Genomic DNA, 17,049 nt, shown 5'->3' on the forward strand with positions numbered 1-17,049 from the left:
TGCCATCAAGACATGTCGGCCGACTGATCAAGGCCACGAGGAGCGAATGACAAGCCGTCCGGAAGCAGAACAAGAAACGACACCTTCCGCCGTTTCCCCCGCACAAGACCAGACAGTGAAGGGCACGAACACACGAAAGGTGTTTGTGCGAACCTACGGCTGTCAGATGAATGTTTATGACAGTGAGCGGATGACCGACGTGCTGGCGCCTGAAGGATTTGAGGCGACGGACGACATGGAAGACGCGGACCTCGTCATCCTCAACACGTGTCACATCCGCGAAAAGGCTGCCGAAAAGGTCTATTCGGAACTGGGCCGGATCCGGAAAGTGAAGCAGGAACGCGCCCGGCACGGCAAGGACATGATGGTCGGTGTCGCCGGATGCGTGGCGCAGGCTGAAGGCGAGGAAATATCCCGGCGCGCTCCGATCGTCGATCTGGTGGTCGGGCCGCAGAGCTACCATCAGCTTCCCGGTCTCCTGTCGAAGGTGCGAAACGGCAACAAGGTTGTGGAAACCGAATTCGATATCGATGCGAAGTTCGATCACCTGTCGGCGCGCGCCGAAAGACCGGTCATGAAACGCCCGCCCGCGGCTTTTTTGACGGTGCAGGAGGGATGCGACAAGTTCTGTACCTTCTGTGTGGTGCCCTACACCAGAGGCGCTGAAGTTTCACGATCCGTCGAGCAGATTGTCGCTGAAGCCGAACGCATGGCGGCAGCGGGCGTGCGCGAGGTCACCTTGCTGGGCCAGAATGTGAACGCCTATCACGGTGAGGCAAAGGACGGATCGATCTGGGGACTTGGTCGTTTGTTGCGCCGGCTTGCGGATATCGACGGCCTGGACCGGCTTCGCTACACCACGAGCCACCCACGGGACATGGATGATGATCTCATCCTGGCGCATCGGGATCTGAAAAGCCTGATGCCCTATCTGCATCTTCCCGTACAGTCCGGCTCCGACAAGATCCTGAAATCCATGAACCGCCGTCATACCAGAGACGAGTATTTCCGGCTGATCGACCGAATTCGCGAAGCCGCTCCGGACATCGCACTTTCGGGCGATTTCATCGTCGGTTTCCCGGACGAAACGGATCAGGACTTCGCAGACACAATGGATCTGATCCGCCGCGTCGAGTACGGCTCTGCATTTTCGTTCAAGTACAGCCAACGTCCTGGAACACCGGGAGCAACGATGGACAATCAGGTGCCCGAAGACGTGAAATCTGCCCGGCTCGCCGATCTTCAGGCGCTGATATCCGGGCAGCAGAAAGCCTTCAACGCGTCGCGTCGCGGAATGGTCTGCGATGTCCTTCTCGAAAAGAAGGGACGCAATCCAGGCCAGATTGTCGGCAAGTCTCCCTGGCTGCAGCCGGTACAGCTGGATGCAGCGGAAGACCTGATCGGCAGCATACAAGCGGTGGAAATCGTTGAGATCGGATCTAATTCGCTGTTCGGGCAATTGATTGCCGGGCAAGATGATCATGCGAATCCCGGTTTACCCCGGCTACGCTCTAAAGGAGACGTCATTTGACGCGCGACAGCTCTTCTTCCCGCAAGCAAACGGATCAAGCTGCATCCTCCGGTTCTGCGTCCGACGCGACGCACATCGTGCTTGCGTTTGAAGACAACCGTCTGATTGGGGATCTGTTCGGTCAGTTCGACCAGAATCTCGCGCTGATCGAACAGCGGGTCGGCGTCGACGCCATCGCCAGGGGCAATCAGGTAACGCTGAAAGGTTCCCAGGCTGGCTGCGCCCAGGCGCGTACCGCACTCGAGGCGTTGTATCAACGGCTCTTGCAGGGTCAGGAAATTCATCCCGGTGACGTGGACGGTGCTCTTCGGATGGCCGCCGCCGCCGAGGCGCAACTGCCGTTGCCAACCCTTGAGCCGAAGTCGCGGCTTGCCTTTGCCCAGATCGCCACCCGGCGCAAGACGATCGTGGCTCGGACCCCGACACAGGATGCCTATATCCGCTCGATGGACCGGGCCGACCTTATTTTCGGCACCGGCCCTGCCGGAACCGGCAAGACCTTCCTTGCTGTTGCCTATGCTGCAGCCCTGCTGGAGCGTGGTGACGTTGCGCGTCTGATCCTGTCCCGCCCGGCAGTGGAAGCAGGCGAGCGTCTTGGGTTCCTTCCTGGCGAAATGAAAGACAAGGTCGATCCGTACCTGCGGCCGATCTACGATGCACTCTACGAGATGATGCCTGCGGAAAAGGTCGACCGTGGACTCCAGTCCGGCATGATCGAAGTCGCGCCGCTCGCATTCATGCGCGGACGGACTTTGTCGAACGCTGTCGTTCTGCTGGACGAGGCTCAGAACACGACGTCGATGCAGATGAAGATGTTTCTGACCCGCCTTGGCGAAGGTTCGAAAATGATTGTCACCGGCGATCCCAGTCAGATCGACCTTCCGGCCGGCCAGAAATCGGGTCTTCGGGAGGCACTAGGCCTGTTGACCGATATTCAGGCAGTCTCCCATATCCGCTTCAACGAAACGGATGTTGTCCGTCACGAACTCGTCGGCAGGATCGTGACAGCCTACGACAACGCGTCGCGCGAGGAATCCCAGGCCCGTGAGCGGCAATACGCGGATCGCCGGCGCGAAACCGGAAGCGACAAGACGACATCCCGATCACCCAAGGCGGCAGCATCCTGAAATGGCTGAGCCGAAATGACAGTGGTGCTGCCCGAGGGATTTCAAGTCGACCTGTCGATAGAGGCCGGTGATTGGCCCGCGAAGGAAGAGCTTGAGCCTCTTGCCGTGCGCGCGATAGGCGCGGCATTTGCAAGTGCGGACCTGCAGGTATTGAAACACACCGAAGTCTCGCTGCTATTCACGGACGATACCGCGATCCGAAAACTGAATGGTCAATGGCGGAACAAGGACAAGCCGACAAATGTTCTGTCATTCCCGGGCAGTGATCCGAAAGGGGATGCCTACGGGCCGCTTCTGGGCGATATCGTTTTCGGCTACGAGACCATTTCACTCGAAGCAAAGGAGATGGGAGTTGAATTCTCCGATCACATTTCCCATTTGACCGTTCATGGTTTGCTTCATCTTTTCGACTATGATCATCAGGAAAGTGACGAAGCCGAATTGATGGAAAGTCTTGAAAAGACCATTCTGGCGTCGATAGACATTGATGACCCTTACGCCGACAGCCCTCTTGTGGGAGACGGTGAATAGATGGCATCATGGGGCATAAAGTTCTTGTATTGATAGATGATGAGCGCAGTTGAACCGCAAAGTCCGGCGGGCGAGCCCAAGGCCACCGAGGCCGGACAATCTCCCGATGGAGAAGATCCGCAACAGACAAAGCCGCAGCGGACTGCGGCCTTTCTCGACAAATTCAAACGCGTTTTGCGCTTGGGGCGCCAGTCCTCGAGCCTTCGCGAAAACCTCCAGGACGAGTTGGCGCGCGAAGGAAGCGGCGACGCTGCCTTCTCTCCGGAAGAACGCCTTTTGCTCGGCAACATCTTGCGATTGCGCGAGTTGCGGGTCGACGACGTCATGATCCCGCGGGCCGATATCGATGCGGTAGATCTTGACACCAGCCTCAGCAGACTGATGGAGCTCTTTCAAAAGAGTGGCCACTCGCGCATGCCGGTCTATGAGGAAACGCTGGACGATCCCCGCGGCATGGTTCACATCAAGGACCTTATGGCGTTTATTGCCGAGCGGGGAGCAAGCAGACGCGTTGCAACTGCTGTGGAAAATGGCAGCACCAGGGAAATGGAATTCGCGCCTCTTGAAAACGGCTCGGCCCGTAAGGGCCACAATGCACCGGACCTGGATCTGTCCTGCGTCGACCTGTCGGTCACGCTGAAGGAAACGGATCTGTTGAGGAACCTCCTGTTTGTTCCGCCATCAATGCCGGCAACCGATCTGATGGCGAAAATGCAGGCAGGCCGTATCCAGATGGCGGTTGTTATCGACGAGTATGGCGGTACCGACGGCCTCGTTTCGCTGGAGGACCTCGTAGAGGAAGTCGTCGGCGATATTGAAGACGAACATGATGAAGACGAGGAGGCCATGCTTGCCTCCGCAGAAGAAGGCGTCTGGATCGCCGATCCCAGATTGCCGCTGGAAGATCTCGACAAGGCTCTTGGAACACATCTGAACGACGGTGAAATTTCCGAAGATGTCGATACGCTCGGGGGCCTGCTCTATGTCACAATCGGACGGGTTCCGGTACGCGGGGAACTCTTGTTCGTGCCCGGCGAAGTTCCTGGTTTCGAATTCGAGGTTATGGACGCGGATCCCAGACGCATCAAGCGCCTGAAGATCCGGCGAAGGCGCGCCGAGCCGAGACCTCAGGACCTGAGGCGGAGGCCGAAAAAAACGGGTGCGATTCAGGGCGAGGCATCAGCGGGAACGAGTGCCGAGGCGGTGTCAGAGCGGTCGGCACCCCCCGACAGCAGCACCTGAGCAAAGACAATTTCCGATAGCACAGGTCAGCCCGCGGGATATTAGCGCTTGACCGGTCCGCACTGAGCCGACAAATCTCCATGCCTGGCTTGGGGATCGGTATCAATGAACTGGTTAGCGCAAAAACTGTCTGTCTTTCCAAACACGTTTTTGCTGGCTTGGGGATGGCCGCGACGTTTCCTTTGCCTGATTTGCGGTGCGCTCACGGCTTTCGCCCTGCCACCCTACGATGTTTCCCCGGTTTTGCTGATCACCTTACCGGGCCTGGTGTGGATGCTGGACGGTGCGCTGGAGCCGGGAAGCGGGCAAAGGCGGGCAAGAGCACGGGCCGGGTTCGCGCTGGGCTGGTTGTTTGGCTTTGGTTATTTCCTGTCCGGCCTTTGGTGGATCGGCGCTGCCTTTCTCGTGGAAGCCGATCGTTTTGCCTGGCTCATGCCTTTCGCCGTCGTTGCGATGCCGGCCGGACTTGCGCTTTTCACGGCCGCAGGTGTCGCCCTTGCTGCTGTTTTCTGGAGCGATCGGTTCAGCCGCATACTGTTACTCGCAGCCTGTCTGACACTGGCAGACTGGGGTCGTGGCCATTTTCTGACGGGATTTCCGTGGAATGCATTTGGCTATGGCGTTTCGGACTATCTGGTACTTGTTCAGGTCGCAAGTCTGTTCGGCATCTACGGGTTGACCTTTCTGGTCATCGCAATTGGCGCCGCTCCTGCAATGCTTGCCGATGCAAAACCGTTTCACAAGCGCATCAAAGCCATCCTGGTTGCTTCAGCGGCTTTTGTTGTCGTCATGGTCTATGGGTCGCTGCGGGTCTGGTCGGTTGAGCCGCAGAACACCGCGCTTGATATCCGGATAGTACAGCCCGCGATCGATCAGAAGGACAAGTGGCGACCGGACCTCAAGGAAGAGATTTTTCAAACCTATCTGGACATGACCGAAGCGCCGCTTGGCGGTGACGCCCGGGTCGGTCAGCAGCGACTGGTCGTCTGGCCCGAATCGGCCCTTCCCTTTCTCCTGACGCAGGAACCGGGTGCTCTCTTTCGCATCGGTCTGGCGCTTGGTGAGAACACGGAACTTGTAACCGGCGCCGTTCGGGCAGAGACAGGGGACAAGGGCATTGAATACTTCAATAGCGTCTTTGTCGTAGCTGGCGACGGCACGGTAAAAGGCCTTTACGACAAGGTCCGGTTGGTTCCATTTGGGGAATTTGTCCCGCTCAAACCTTTGCTGGAAAGAATCGGAATTACCAATCTTGCAGGTCCGATGGATGGTTTCCAAGCCGGCTATCAGCAGCGTGTACTGTCCACTTCCGATAGTTTCAGTTTTCTACCCCTGATTTGCTATGAAGCGATTTTTCCGGGGGTTGGCGCGGGGGAATCCGCAGAACCGTCCTTCCTGTTGAATGTGACCAACGACGCCTGGTTTGGTCTGACACCAGGTCCTTACCAGCATTTTGCCCAGGCGCGCATGAGAGCCGTCGAAACGGGACTTCCCCTTGTAAGAGCCGCAAATACGGGTATTTCGGCGGTTGTTGATGGCAGGGGGGCTGTTGTTAACGAGTTGGTAATATTCGAGCGAGGTGTTGTCGATGCAAAGCTTCCACAGAGTTTTGGCAAAACCCTCTACGGCAGTTTTGGCGATCTTCCAGTGTTGTTTATTTCAATAACACTTGTGGTATTTGCGGGTACTTCAAAATACAACCGCTACTCGCGTAAAAATTGATTTTTTTTGTTTGAGTTGAGTGATTAAAGTGTGATACAACCGTGAAATCGCCGATTGAAGGTTGATTCATGTGCAAGTGAGGGGTTGCGGGCTCGCTTTATTCTCTTGGGTCTCGTGGGAGGACTTGGAGATGCTTGTACAGACGAAAACGAGCGGACATTCGCCAAGAGAAAAAGAAAGAGCGACGTAAATGCCCAGTAAGAAATCACCAAATCCAATTGACATACACGTCGGCAGCCGTGTTCGCCTCAGGCGGATGATGCTCGGCATGAGTCAGGAAAAACTGGGTGAAAGCCTAGGCATCACCTTCCAGCAAATACAAAAATACGAAAAAGGCACGAACCGTATTGGCGCCAGCCGCCTGCAGCACATTGCGACTGTTCTGAAAGTGCCGGTTTCCTTCTTCTTCGAGGATGCACCGGGGACACCTGAGGAAGCGGAAGGCTTTGGAGAGACGCAGCCCACATCCTATGTGGTTGATTTCCTGTCGTCGTCCGAAGGTCTGTCACTGAACAAAGCTTTTGTACGTATTGAAGATCCCAAGGTGCGACGCCGGATCGTCGATCTTGTGCGTTCTCTTGGCGGTGACGACTGAGAATTTTGCACAATACGCTTGACGCAGCGAAAAACTTCTAAGATTGATGCACCTGAAGCGGCGATGTCATTTGCCGCTTCAGCTATATTCATTCCCAGAAGGACGATCGCCAATGGCACGTCAGAATTACCTGTTTACATCGGAATCCGTGTCCGAAGGACATCCGGACAAAGTCTGCGACCGCATTTCAGATGCAGTTGTTGACGCTTATCTCAAGGAAATGCCTGAAGCGCGCGTTGCCTGTGAAACCCTGGCAACCACCAATCGCATCGTGGTTGCCGGTGAGACGCGCGGCCCGGCAAGCATTACCAACGATTACATCGCTCATCTTGCCCGTATGGCCGTCAAGGATATCGGATATGAGCAGGATGGCTTCCATTGGGAGAACTGCGATGTCGCGGTTCATCTCCATGCGCAATCGGCACACATCGCGCAAGGCGTTGATGCTGGTGGCAACAAGGATGAGGGCGCTGGCGACCAGGGCATCATGTTCGGGTACGCTTGCCGCGAGACCGAAGAACTGATGCCGGCTCCGATCCTCTACTCCCACAGAATCCTGAGTCTTCTGGCTGATGCACGAAAGTCCGGCAAGGAGCCGGTTCTCGGCCCGGACGCAAAAAGTCAGGTAACGGTTCGCTACGAGAACGGTGTCCCTGTTGCGGCAACATCGATTGTTTTGTCGACGCAGCACCTGGATCCCGCGCTGACATCTGAAGATGTTCGCAGGATTGTTGAGCCCTATATTCGCACAGCGCTTCCAGATGGCTGGATCACCGGTGAAACTGCCTGGCACGTGAACCCGACGGGCGCTTTCGTCATTGGCGGCCCCGATGGTGATGCCGGACTTACCGGCCGCAAGATCATCGTCGACACGTATGGTGGCGCTGCACCGCATGGCGGCGGTGCCTTTTCGGGCAAGGACCCGACAAAGGTTGACCGGTCTGCAGCCTATGCTGCGCGCTACCTTGCGAAAAATGTTGTCGCTGCGGATCTGGCTGACCGTTGCACCATTCAGTTGTCCTACGCGATTGGCGTGTCCGAACCGCTTTCGGTCTATGTCGATCTGCACGGAACGGGCCGCTGCGACGAAGCCAGACTTGAGTCAACGCTCCGCGATGTCATGGGTTTGAGCCCGCGTGGTATTCGAGAGCATCTGAACCTGAACAAACCGATTTATGAGCGCACAGCTGCTTACGGCCATTTTGGCCGTCAACCGGATGCCGACGGTGGGTTCTCTTGGGAAAAAACGGATCTTGTTGACACTCTGCGTCCGCTTGCAGGGTAACTCCCTTCAAGACGCATCGAGATCCCGAACAATCAGATCGCCGGTTTCGTGCCGGCGATCTGCTGCTTTAAGATACAGCTTGTATTGAGATGACCGACCGCTACGAAGGTTCTTTTTTCGGCCGCCGCAAGGGCAAGCCGTTGAGCCCGCGCCGCGAGGCGCTTATGGAACATGAGCTGCCGCGCCTGATCCTCGATCTGGACCGTTCTGCTCCTGCAGATCTCAGGGACCTGTTTGAGGCAGATGTAAAGGATACCTGCCTCGAAGTAGGTTTCGGCGGCGGAGAGCATTTGCTGCACAGGGCGCGCACCAGCCCCGAAACGGGGTTTATCGGTATCGAGCCGTTTGTCGGCAGCATGGCAAAAGCGGTTGTTGCGGTGGTCGAGGAAGGTCTGCAAAACGTCAGGCTTTATGATGACGATGCCGTCAATGTGTTGGATTGGCTCCCTCGGTCGTCGCTGGACCTGGCCTATCAGCTTTACCCGGATCCCTGGCCAAAAAAGCGGCACTGGAAGCGCAGGTTCATCAACCCGCAGAATCTGGACCGCTACGCTCGCGTGTTGAAACATGGAAGTGAATTCCGCTTTGCCAGTGACATTGACACCTATATCGACTGGACCTTGCGCCACTGCCGGGACCACCATGCTTTCGATTGGCGTGCCGAGACCGCAGCCGACTGGAAAACGCCCTGGCATGACTGGCCGGGAACCCGGTATGAAGCCAAGGCGATCCGCGAGGGCCGTGCAGGGCGCTATCTGACTTTCCTGCGCACCTGACGCAACGCGAAAACTCCCGGGAAACTGCCTGCGTCCAGAGACCGGAAAAGTTCTTTTGCGGATTCGATGCAGGAGACTTGCTTTCAGACTGCCTTTGGCGTTATACAGCCCGTGTTTCACCTCAAACGGCTTAATCAGAGCGTTTTGAGAGTGGGCCCGCCGGGGACCCGCTCTTTTTTGCTTAAGCACAGGCCGGGAACGTACGAACCAAGCAGGATAGCCTTATGTAGACCGATGAACGGCGCATCTGATGCTAATGACCGGAAACGGTTTTGACAGGAGCCAAGTGTGAGCGCACACGAACCGAGAATTGTTACGGAACAGGGCCTTGATGCCCGTGTTGCCGCAATTGTTGAGCCGGTGATCGAGGATCTCGGCTTTCGTCTTGTGCGCACCAAGATCAGCGCGGCCAATGGCTGCACGCTTCAGATCATGGCTGAACGCCCGGATGGCACGATGACGGTCGAGGATTGTGAATCAGTCAGCCGTGCCGTGTCCCCTGCACTTGACGTCGAGGACCCGATCAATCGGGCCTATCATCTGGAAGTTTCTTCTCCTGGAATTGACCGCCCGCTCGTGCGTGCTGGTGATTTTGATCGCTGGTCCGGGCATGAGTTGAAAGTGGAAATGGCCGTCATGCTTGATGGCCGGAAGCGATTCCGGGGAACCTTGCTCGGCGCTGCTGCCGGCGCGGCGAATGTTCGCCTGCCCGACGCGCGCGAAGGTGAGGACGAAACGGTGTCTCTGCCATTGGAGAACATCGGAGAGGCCAAGCTTGTTCTCACCGACGAATTGATTACCGCGGCTCTTCAGGCGGAAAAGGCTGCGCTTGCAGCCCGAGGCCAGGAAGATGACCTGACACAGGACAACGCGCCCAACTAGGCATCCGGCTTAGCGGCGAAAAGAAATGCGCCAAAAAGACCAAGGCACGAACCTGGCGCAAGAGGAGTGGAATATGGCAATCAGCGCGAACCGGCTGGAACTGCTGCAAATTGCTGATGCGGTTGCCCGGGAGAAGTCGATCGACCGGATGATCGTGATCAACGCGATGGAAGATGCGATCCAGAAGGCAGCCCGCTCCCGCTACGGCACGGAAACCGAAGTGCGCGCTGAGATCAATCCGAAGACCGGTGAGATCCGTTTGCAGCGCCTCCTGCAGGTTGTTGAAGCGGTTGAAAATGTGTCGACCGATATTTCTCTCGCCGATGCACTGGTACGGAACCCGGAAGCCAGTCTTGGCGATTTCATCGCCGAACCGCTGCCACCGCTCGATTTTGGTCGTATTGCCGCACAATCCGCCAAACAGGTGATTGTTCAGAAAGTGCGCGAGGCCGAGCGCGACCGTCAGTTCGATGAATTCAAGGACCGCGTCGGCGACGTCATCAACGGTGTTGTGAAACGTGCTGAATACGGCAATGTCATTGTCGATCTGGGCCGTGGCGAAGGCATCGTGCGCCGGGATGAACTGATCCCGCGTGAGATCTTCCGGACCGGTGATCGCATTCGCGCATTCATTTATGATGTGCGCCGCGAACAGCGTGGACCGCAGATATTCCTCTCCCGCACCCACCCGCAATTCATGGCAAAGCTGTTTGCACAGGAAGTGCCGGAAATTTATGACGGGGTTATCGAGATCAAGTCGGTTGCCCGCGATCCAGGGTCACGCGCGAAGATCGCGGTGATTTCGAAGGACTCTTCCATCGACCCTGTCGGGGCCTGTGTCGGTATGCGCGGTAGCCGCGTTCAGGCGGTTGTCGGTGAGCTGCAGGGTGAGAAAATCGATATCATTCCCTGGAACGACGAAGCAGCGACCTTCATCGTCAATGCACTTCAGCCGGCGGAAGTCGCCAAGGTTGTTCTGGATGAAGACGCCGAGCGTATTGAAGTTGTCGTACCCGATGACCAATTGTCGCTTGCGATCGGTCGCCGTGGTCAAAATGTGCGTCTCGCCTCCCAGTTGACGGGTTGGGCGATCGATATCATGACCGAGCAGGAAGAGTCGGACCGGCGCCAGAAAGAATTCCTCGAACGCTCACAGCTCTTCATGGAAGCGCTCAACGTGGACGAGATGGTTGGCCAGTTGCTGGCAACCGAAGGCTTCACGTCCGTTGAAGAAGTCGCCTACGTGGAGATTGAGGAAATTTCCATGATCGAGGGTTTCGACGATGATACTGCCGTTGAGATCCAGGCGCGTGCGCGCGACTATCTCGGCGAATTGGAAGCCAAGCTTGATGAGGAGCGGATCGAACTGGGAGTGTCTGACGAACTCCGTTCGATTGACGGTCTTACGACAGCGATGCTGGTCGCCCTCGGCAAGGAAGACATCAAATCGATGGAGGACCTCGCCGGTTGTGCGGCAGACGACCTTGTCGGCTGGACAGAGCGCAAGGATGGCGAAACCAAACGTTTCGAAGGAGCGTTGTCCGGTTCAGACGTGTCTCGCGTTGATGCTGAAAACATGGTAATGGCGGCGCGTCTTGCAGCTGGCTGGATTACCGAGGAAGAGCTCGCGGCGATGGCAGCCGAAGCGGAAGAAATCGAAGAGGAAGTGGAAGAGGTCGTCGAGTTGCCAGAAGAAGAAGCACCGAGCGGCGCTATTCTGAACGGCTGATAACGACTGCGCCTTTTTTTGGGAATTTGTGTCGGTCGGCTGTTAGTTGAACGAAATCGGACAACGGTCGATTGATCTGAAGGAGTGGCTGCGTGCCGAGGAAGAATGAACCCACCGAGCGGCAATGTGCCGTGACAAGGGAGGTTCAACCCGTTAGTTCGCTGATCCGGTTCGTGCTTGACCCCGAAGGGCAGGTGGTTCCGGACCTGAAGCGGACACTCCCGGGACGCGGTGTTTGGGTAACGGCGACAATGGAAAGTGTCGCTGCTGCCGAGAAAAGCCGGAAGAAGGTGTTCGGCCGGGGGTTCAAGAGTGAGGCCCTGATCGAAACCGGACTGGCGGATCGCGTGGATGCGCTTCTGCAAAGGGTGGCGCTACAGGCGCTTTCCATGACGCGCAAGGCCGGCGAACTCGTCACTGGCTACGCAAAGGTTGAAGCAGCCTTGCGGCGCGACGCCGTTGTTGGGCTGATCCATGCCTCGGATGCTGCCGGGGATGGAATACGCAAGCTGGCGGCAGTAGCTGCTGGCAGAGAAGAACTGGCAAACGGATGCCAAATCGTCCGTTTGTTCGATTCGACCCAATTGGATTTGGCATTGGGCCGGTCAAATGTGATACATGCTGCACTGCTTGCGGGACAAGCGAGTGAAAACTTTCTGGCACGAGTGCGTGACATGGAGCGTTTTCGCGGGTATTCCGCAGCAAGCGACGAACAGAGCAACGCATAGCAGGGCGGTTGCGCAGGACTGAAGGCAATATGAGCGATACGAAAAATCCGGGCGACAAAACTATCAGCGTTGAGCGTGGCAAGACTCTTGGCCTTAAGCGTGGGGGCGGCGATCAGGGAACTGTTCGGCAATCTTTTTCGCATGGCCGGTCGAAGGCCGTCGTCGTGGAGAAGAAGAAGCGCCGTGTTGTAATTCCGGGTCAGGACCCGAAACCGGAAGCGCCCGCGCCGACGACACAGCGTCTTGAAAAACCCTCCGAAGCTCCGCGCAAGCCGCAACAACCCGACCCGCAGGCAGCCAAGCAGGCCCGCCGCGCTGCCTCTGGTCAGCGCCAGAAGGGTAACGGCAACGTGCTGCGCACCTTGACCAAGGAAGAAGCTGCGGCCCGTGCTGCTGCGCTTCAGATGGCCAAGGAACGGGAAGTTGTCGAGCGCAAGCAGCGCGAAGAGGACGAAAAGCGCAGGGCAGTGGAAGCTGCGCAGCGCCAGGCGGAAGAAGAAGAACGTGCCAAGGTAGAGGCGCAAGAGCGTGCACAGCGCGAAGCTGAAGAAGCGCGTCATGCCGAGGAAAAGGCCAAGGCGGAGCCAGCAAGTGCTGAAGCTCCCGGTGACGCCGAGCAACGCGAACCAGCCGGTGCTGATGCCCAAAAAGCGGCAGCAGCCGGCAGGGAACCTCAGCGCAGACCTGCTCCATCCAACGGCAACAAACCGCGTAGCCTGGATGACATGGGCAAGCGCAAGACCGCGCCGTCGCCACGTCCCAAACCCGAAGCACAGCCTGCGGCACCGGAAGACGATCGCGCGAACAAGGGCTTGCGTTCTGTCAAACGGCCCAAGCAGGCGCCGACGCCGACCACGCGCCCGCGCGCTGGTGACGACCGCCGCCGTTCGAAACTAACGATTTCCGCGGCAACGGGAGGCGATGACGGACAGCGAGCACGCTCTCTTGCGTCGATGCGCCGCCGTCAGGAAAAGGCCAAGCGTGGTCAGCAGCAGGTTGTTCGCGAAAAAATTTCGCGCGAAGTCACACTGCCTGAAGCAATTACGATCCAGGAACTCGCCAACCGTATGGCTGAGCGTGCCGTGGATGTGATCAAGCTGCTGATGAAGCAGGGCCAGATGCTCAAGATCAACGACGTGATCGACGCCGATACGGCAGAACTGATCGCGGAAGAGATGGGCCATACGGTCAAGCGCGTTTCCGAGGCGGATGTTGAAGAGGGTCTCTTCACGCAGGAAGATGACACATCGACACTGCAATCACGTCCGCCGGTCGTGACGATCATGGGCCACGTCGACCACGGCAAGACATCCTTGCTCGACGCGATCCGCAAATCCAAGGTCGTTACAGGTGAAGCCGGCGGCATCACGCAGCATATCGGTGCCTATCAGGTCGATCAGGATGGTCAGAAGATCACCTTCATCGATACGCCGGGCCACGCTGCGTTCTCGCAGATGCGTGCCCGCGGCGCGAAATCGACCGATATCGTCATTCTCGTAGTGGCTGCCGATGACGGCGTCATGCCGCAGACCAAGGAAGCGATTGCGCACGCCAAGGCGGCCGAAGCACCGATCATTGTTGCTATCAACAAGATCGACAAGCCCGGAGCCGATCCGAACCGTGTGCGCACGGAACTGCTGAGCGAGGAACTCGTCACGGAATCCATGGGCGGTGACATCATCGATGTCGAGGTTTCCGCTCTCAATGGAACCAATCTCGACAAGTTGCTTGAAATGATCCTGCTGCAGGCTGAGGTTCTGGAACTTCAGGCCAATCCTGAACGTACAGCCGAGGGTATCGTCATTGAAGCCCAGCTCGACCGCGGCCGCGGACCGGTGGCGACGGTGCTGGTTCAAAAGGGTACGCTCAAGCCTGGTGACATTCTGGTAGCCGGCTCCGAGTGGGGCCGCGTCAGGGCAATGCTCGACGAGAATGGCAAACAGGTGAAGGAAGCGGGTCCGGCCAAGCCGGTCGAGGTTCTCGGGTTCCAGGGAACACCTGCCGCAGGTGATCAGGTGGCTGTTGTTGAAAACGAGGCTCGCGCCCGTGAAATCACCGACTACCGCCTGCGTCAGATCCGAGAGAAGGCCTCAGTGGTCGCCTCCGGTGCCCGCGGCTCTCTTGAGCAGATGATGAACCGTCTTCAGGAGACCGGCCGCAAGGAATTCCCGCTGGTTCTGAAGGCAGACGTGCAGGGATCGGCAGAAGCGATAGCACATGCGCTACACGAACTCGGTACCGAGGAAGTGGGTGCACGTATCCTGCTGTCCGGTGTTGGCGGGATCACGGAAAGCGACATTACGCTGGCCGCGGCCTCCAACGCACCGATCCTCGGGTTCAACGTGCGCGCCAACAAGCAGGCTCGCGAGGCGGCGTCCCGCGACGGTATCGAGGTTCGCTACTACAATGTGATCTACGACCTGGTGGACGACATCAAGGCTGCCATGTCCGGACTGTTGTCGCCGGAACGTCGCGAAACCTTCCTCGGAAATGCGGAGATCAAGGAGATCTTCCATATTTCCAAAGTCGGCAAGGTGGCGGGTTGTCTGGTCACGGAGGGTGTCGTCGAACGTGGTGCAAATGTCCGCCTTATTCGCGACGACGTGGTTATCCACGAAGGCGAACTCGGCACGCTCAAGCGCTTCAAGGACGAGGTCAAGACGGTCGAATCCGGTCAGGAATGCGGCATGAACTTCGTCAAGTACCAGGACATGCGCCCGGGCGACATCATCGAGTGTTTCCGTGTCGAGCAGATTGCAAGAACGCTCTGACACCAGGGAGACTCTCTTCATTCCGGAAAGGTGCGGCTCTTGCCGCACACCGACCCGGAAACCAGAATTGAGGGCGCGCGAAAGCGCGCTCTTTTTAGTTAGCCGCGCCTTTGGCGCAGCATAGGCCGGTTTCCTCAAAAACCCTGCAGCCTGGCTGCAAGTGTCTGGAATGACGGCAAACAGGACAAAGAAAATGGCTAGACATCACGGTCAGGACAACCGTGGCCCGTCTCAGCGCCAGCTCAAGGTTGGCGAGACGGTGCGCAAGGAACTGTCCGACATTCTGACGCGCGGCGAATTCTCCGATCCGGATCTGGAAGGCGCAATCGTCACCATTCCGGAAGTGCGCATGACGCCCGACCTGAGAGTGGCGACGTGTCTCGTCATGCCGCTGGGTGGCAAGAACGCGGAAAAAGTTGAAAAGGCACTCAATCGGAGCGCCAAGTATTTGCGCGGGCAGGTTTCCCGCAGGCTGACGATGAAATACATGCCGGACCTGCGTTTCATACTCGACACCCGTTTTGATGACGACGATCGTATCGGAACGCTGCTGCACTCGCCCGAGGTTTCGCGGGATCTGGGAAGCGACGAGATCGCCGAAGACTGATTTGTCGAATGTGACCGCAGCTGTTCGGCGTTGCATACCTGTGCAGGCCAAGATCCGGTAAACACCTTCTGCCTGTAGGTTTTCTGACCTTGTTGAAACAGGCGATTTTGGACCCCGGTCTCTCGCGAGGTTCGAACCGGGATGACAAACGGGCAACGGGAATGACAATCGCAAGTCGGGCATGCCTGCCTGAACAATTCACCGGTTTTTGAAGCGAACACATGGCACGCCAGAAACAAGTCAAAAGAATAAAGAATCCCATCAACGGCTGGCTGGCGCTGGACAAGCCGTTCGGTATCACGTCGAACGAAGCACTCGGCAAGCTCAAGCGGGTTTTCTCGCCGCAGAAAGTCGGTCACGCGGGTACGCTCGATCCACGCGCGTCGGGCTTGCTGCCTGTTGCTTTCGGAGAGGCAACCAAGACGGTTCCGTTCGTTATGGATGGCCGCAAGGTCTACCGGTTCGAAGTGACCTGGGGTGCCGAGACCGATACGGACGACACCGAAGGTGAAGTGATTGCGACGTCGGAAATTCGCCCGGGGTCGGATGCCATCGCAGCTGTACTTGCCGAATTTACCGGAACGATCATGCAGGTCCCGCCGAAGTTTTCGGCGATCAAGATTGCCGGTGAACGCGCCTATGATCTTGCGCGTGACGGTGCGGAGGTCGTGCTCGAGGCCCGCCCGATCGATGTGCATCGGCTGGATCTTGTCGACTGCCCTGATGAGGACCGTGCAGTGTTCGAAGCAGAATGCGGCAAAGGAACTTATGTACGTGCACTGGCGCGTGATCTGGGGCAGCGTCTGGGGACACGCGGCCACGTTACCGAACTTCGCCGTCTCCTTGTCGGTCCGTTTGGCGAACAGGATCTCGTCAAGCTTGACGAAATTCTCGCGATGGCCGAGGAGCTGGAAGAGGGAGCCGGAGTGGACGCCCTGGTGAATGAGTTTGTCTTGCCCGTGCGCGAGGCCATGGACGAGCTTGTCGAAATACCTGTTTCGCTGGATGATGCGGCCAAAATCCGCAAGGGTATGGCGGTGCTGTTGCGCGGCCGCGAGGCGCCGTTGAATTCGGACGTCGCCTTTGCCAGCCACGCGAATGTTCCGGTCGCGATCGGCTCGATCGACAAGGGCCGCTTCCAGCCGACGCGTGTGTTTCACTTGTAGCGTTGCAATCGGAAGCACCAGGAATACTCAGGTTTGTTTCGGACATCGCTGCGATGATTGGTAGATTGCGCGAGACACTAGTTGTTGAAGAACAATCGGGCGCTATTCGCAGTGATCGCCGGACTGCCTTGCAGGAGCGCAAAACAGAATGCGCATCACGTTTCGATGTTTGTATTCGACAGGTTCGCTGTTCAAATCAATCAGGAGCGTGGACAGGTAACCATTGAAGATGTGCCTGACGGATCTTTAGGCGTGCGCAGGAGTTTCGCCGGTCGAAATTGAGGCGGAATTGCCTGAATAATTTTCCCCACCGCAGTTCCAGGACTATGAGATGCTTCTGGTCACTTTGTTCAAAGA

General features: G+C 57.5%; 14 protein-coding genes. All 14 read left to right on the forward strand.

All coding sequences use genetic code 11. The annotated features are described in order from the left end of the window. The first annotated feature begins 46 nt into the window (after positions 1–46). The 14 genes from miaB to truB all read left to right on the forward strand — a co-directional run bounded on the left by miaB (position 47) and on the right by truB (position 16,692). Positions 47–1,531: a tRNA (N6-isopentenyl adenosine(37)-C2)-methylthiotransferase MiaB gene (gene miaB, locus ACO6TI_RS08210; RefSeq protein WP_104701369.1), complete on the forward strand. Its 1,485-nt coding sequence runs from the start codon at positions 47–49 to the stop codon at positions 1,529–1,531. Then, positions 1,528–2,658 carry a PhoH family protein gene (locus ACO6TI_RS08215; protein ID WP_422384733.1) on the forward strand — a complete coding sequence of 377 codons (1,131 nt, stop codon included), beginning with the start codon at positions 1,528–1,530 and terminating at the stop codon, positions 2,656–2,658. Before miaB ends, ACO6TI_RS08215 begins: the two co-directional genes overlap by 4 nt. Positions 2,659–2,673: 15 nt before the next feature. Beyond that, positions 2,674–3,189: an rRNA maturation RNase YbeY gene (gene ybeY, locus ACO6TI_RS08220; RefSeq protein WP_422384734.1), complete on the forward strand. Its 516-nt coding sequence runs from the start codon at positions 2,674–2,676 to the stop codon at positions 3,187–3,189. A gap of 39 nt (positions 3,190–3,228) precedes the next feature. Then, entirely contained in the window at positions 3,229–4,431 is a 1,203-nt protein-coding gene (locus tag ACO6TI_RS08225) for a hemolysin family protein (RefSeq protein ID WP_321190329.1), read from the forward strand. Positions 4,432–4,536: 105 nt separating this feature from the next. Continuing rightward, on the forward strand, positions 4,537–6,153 hold the full coding sequence (lnt, locus tag ACO6TI_RS08230; protein WP_422384735.1) for an apolipoprotein N-acyltransferase: 1,617 nt from the start codon (positions 4,537–4,539) through the stop codon (positions 6,151–6,153). 190 nt (positions 6,154–6,343) lie between these two features. After that, positions 6,344–6,748 carry a helix-turn-helix domain-containing protein gene (locus tag ACO6TI_RS08235; RefSeq protein WP_029064139.1) on the forward strand — a complete coding sequence of 135 codons (405 nt, stop codon included), beginning with the start codon at positions 6,344–6,346 and terminating at the stop codon, positions 6,746–6,748. A 112-nt stretch (positions 6,749–6,860) separates the two neighbouring features. After that, positions 6,861–8,033 carry a methionine adenosyltransferase gene (metK, locus tag ACO6TI_RS08240; protein ID WP_055119139.1) on the forward strand — a complete coding sequence of 391 codons (1,173 nt, stop codon included), beginning with the start codon at positions 6,861–6,863 and terminating at the stop codon, positions 8,031–8,033. Between the two features lie 89 nt (positions 8,034–8,122). Next, on the forward strand, positions 8,123–8,809 hold the full coding sequence (gene trmB, locus ACO6TI_RS08245; RefSeq protein ID WP_422384736.1) for a tRNA (guanine(46)-N(7))-methyltransferase TrmB: 687 nt from the start codon (positions 8,123–8,125) through the stop codon (positions 8,807–8,809). A gap of 288 nt (positions 8,810–9,097) precedes the next feature. Then, on the forward strand, positions 9,098–9,691 hold the full coding sequence (gene rimP / locus ACO6TI_RS08250) for a ribosome maturation factor RimP (RefSeq protein ID WP_422384737.1): 594 nt from the start codon (positions 9,098–9,100) through the stop codon (positions 9,689–9,691). A gap of 73 nt (positions 9,692–9,764) precedes the next feature. Then, positions 9,765–11,420 (forward strand): transcription termination factor NusA, encoded by a 1,656-nt coding sequence (gene nusA, locus ACO6TI_RS08255; RefSeq protein WP_055119729.1) that lies wholly within the window; start codon positions 9,765–9,767, stop codon positions 11,418–11,420. A 92-nt stretch (positions 11,421–11,512) separates the two neighbouring features. Beyond that, positions 11,513–12,148 carry an RNA-binding protein gene (locus tag ACO6TI_RS08260; RefSeq protein ID WP_029064144.1) on the forward strand — a complete coding sequence of 212 codons (636 nt, stop codon included), beginning with the start codon at positions 11,513–11,515 and terminating at the stop codon, positions 12,146–12,148. Between the two features lie 29 nt (positions 12,149–12,177). After that, complete coding sequence (gene infB / locus ACO6TI_RS08265) at positions 12,178–14,919, forward strand: translation initiation factor IF-2 (protein WP_108873264.1); 2,742 nt, start codon at positions 12,178–12,180, stop codon at positions 14,917–14,919. Positions 14,920–15,112: 193 nt separating this feature from the next. Further along, positions 15,113–15,526 (forward strand): 30S ribosome-binding factor RbfA, encoded by a 414-nt coding sequence (rbfA, locus tag ACO6TI_RS08270; protein WP_055119731.1) that lies wholly within the window; start codon positions 15,113–15,115, stop codon positions 15,524–15,526. Between the two features lie 221 nt (positions 15,527–15,747). Further along, positions 15,748–16,692, forward strand: coding sequence for a tRNA pseudouridine(55) synthase TruB (gene truB / locus ACO6TI_RS08275; RefSeq protein WP_422384738.1), 945 nt, complete (start codon positions 15,748–15,750; stop codon positions 16,690–16,692). The last annotated feature ends 357 nt before the right edge of the window (positions 16,693–17,049 follow it).

Origin of the sequence: Roseibium album, from assembly GCF_965233825.1 — a bacterium.
Taxonomy (GTDB): Bacteria; Pseudomonadota; Alphaproteobacteria; order Rhizobiales; family Stappiaceae; genus Roseibium; species Roseibium album.

Bases quoted from the DNA above. Each gene is read 5' to 3' on its own strand.
- miaB (WP_104701369.1), top strand. From the start codon at position 47: ATGACAAGCCGTCCGGAAGCAGAACAAGAAACGACACCTTCCGCCGTT.
- ybeY (WP_422384734.1), top strand. From the start codon at position 2,674: ATGACAGTGGTGCTGCCCGAGGGATTTCAAGTCGACCTGTCGATAGAG.
- ACO6TI_RS08225 (WP_321190329.1), top strand. From the start codon at position 3,229: ATGAGCGCAGTTGAACCGCAAAGTCCGGCGGGCGAGCCCAAGGCCACC.
- lnt (WP_422384735.1), top strand. From the start codon at position 4,537: ATGAACTGGTTAGCGCAAAAACTGTCTGTCTTTCCAAACACGTTTTTG.
- ACO6TI_RS08235 (WP_029064139.1), top strand. From the start codon at position 6,344: ATGCCCAGTAAGAAATCACCAAATCCAATTGACATACACGTCGGCAGC.
- metK (WP_055119139.1), top strand. From the start codon at position 6,861: ATGGCACGTCAGAATTACCTGTTTACATCGGAATCCGTGTCCGAAGGA.
- trmB (WP_422384736.1), top strand. From the start codon at position 8,123: ATGACCGACCGCTACGAAGGTTCTTTTTTCGGCCGCCGCAAGGGCAAG.
- nusA (WP_055119729.1), top strand. From the start codon at position 9,765: ATGGCAATCAGCGCGAACCGGCTGGAACTGCTGCAAATTGCTGATGCG.
- infB (WP_108873264.1), top strand. From the start codon at position 12,178: ATGAGCGATACGAAAAATCCGGGCGACAAAACTATCAGCGTTGAGCGT.
- rbfA (WP_055119731.1), top strand. From the start codon at position 15,113: ATGGCTAGACATCACGGTCAGGACAACCGTGGCCCGTCTCAGCGCCAG.
- truB (WP_422384738.1), top strand. From the start codon at position 15,748: ATGGCACGCCAGAAACAAGTCAAAAGAATAAAGAATCCCATCAACGGC.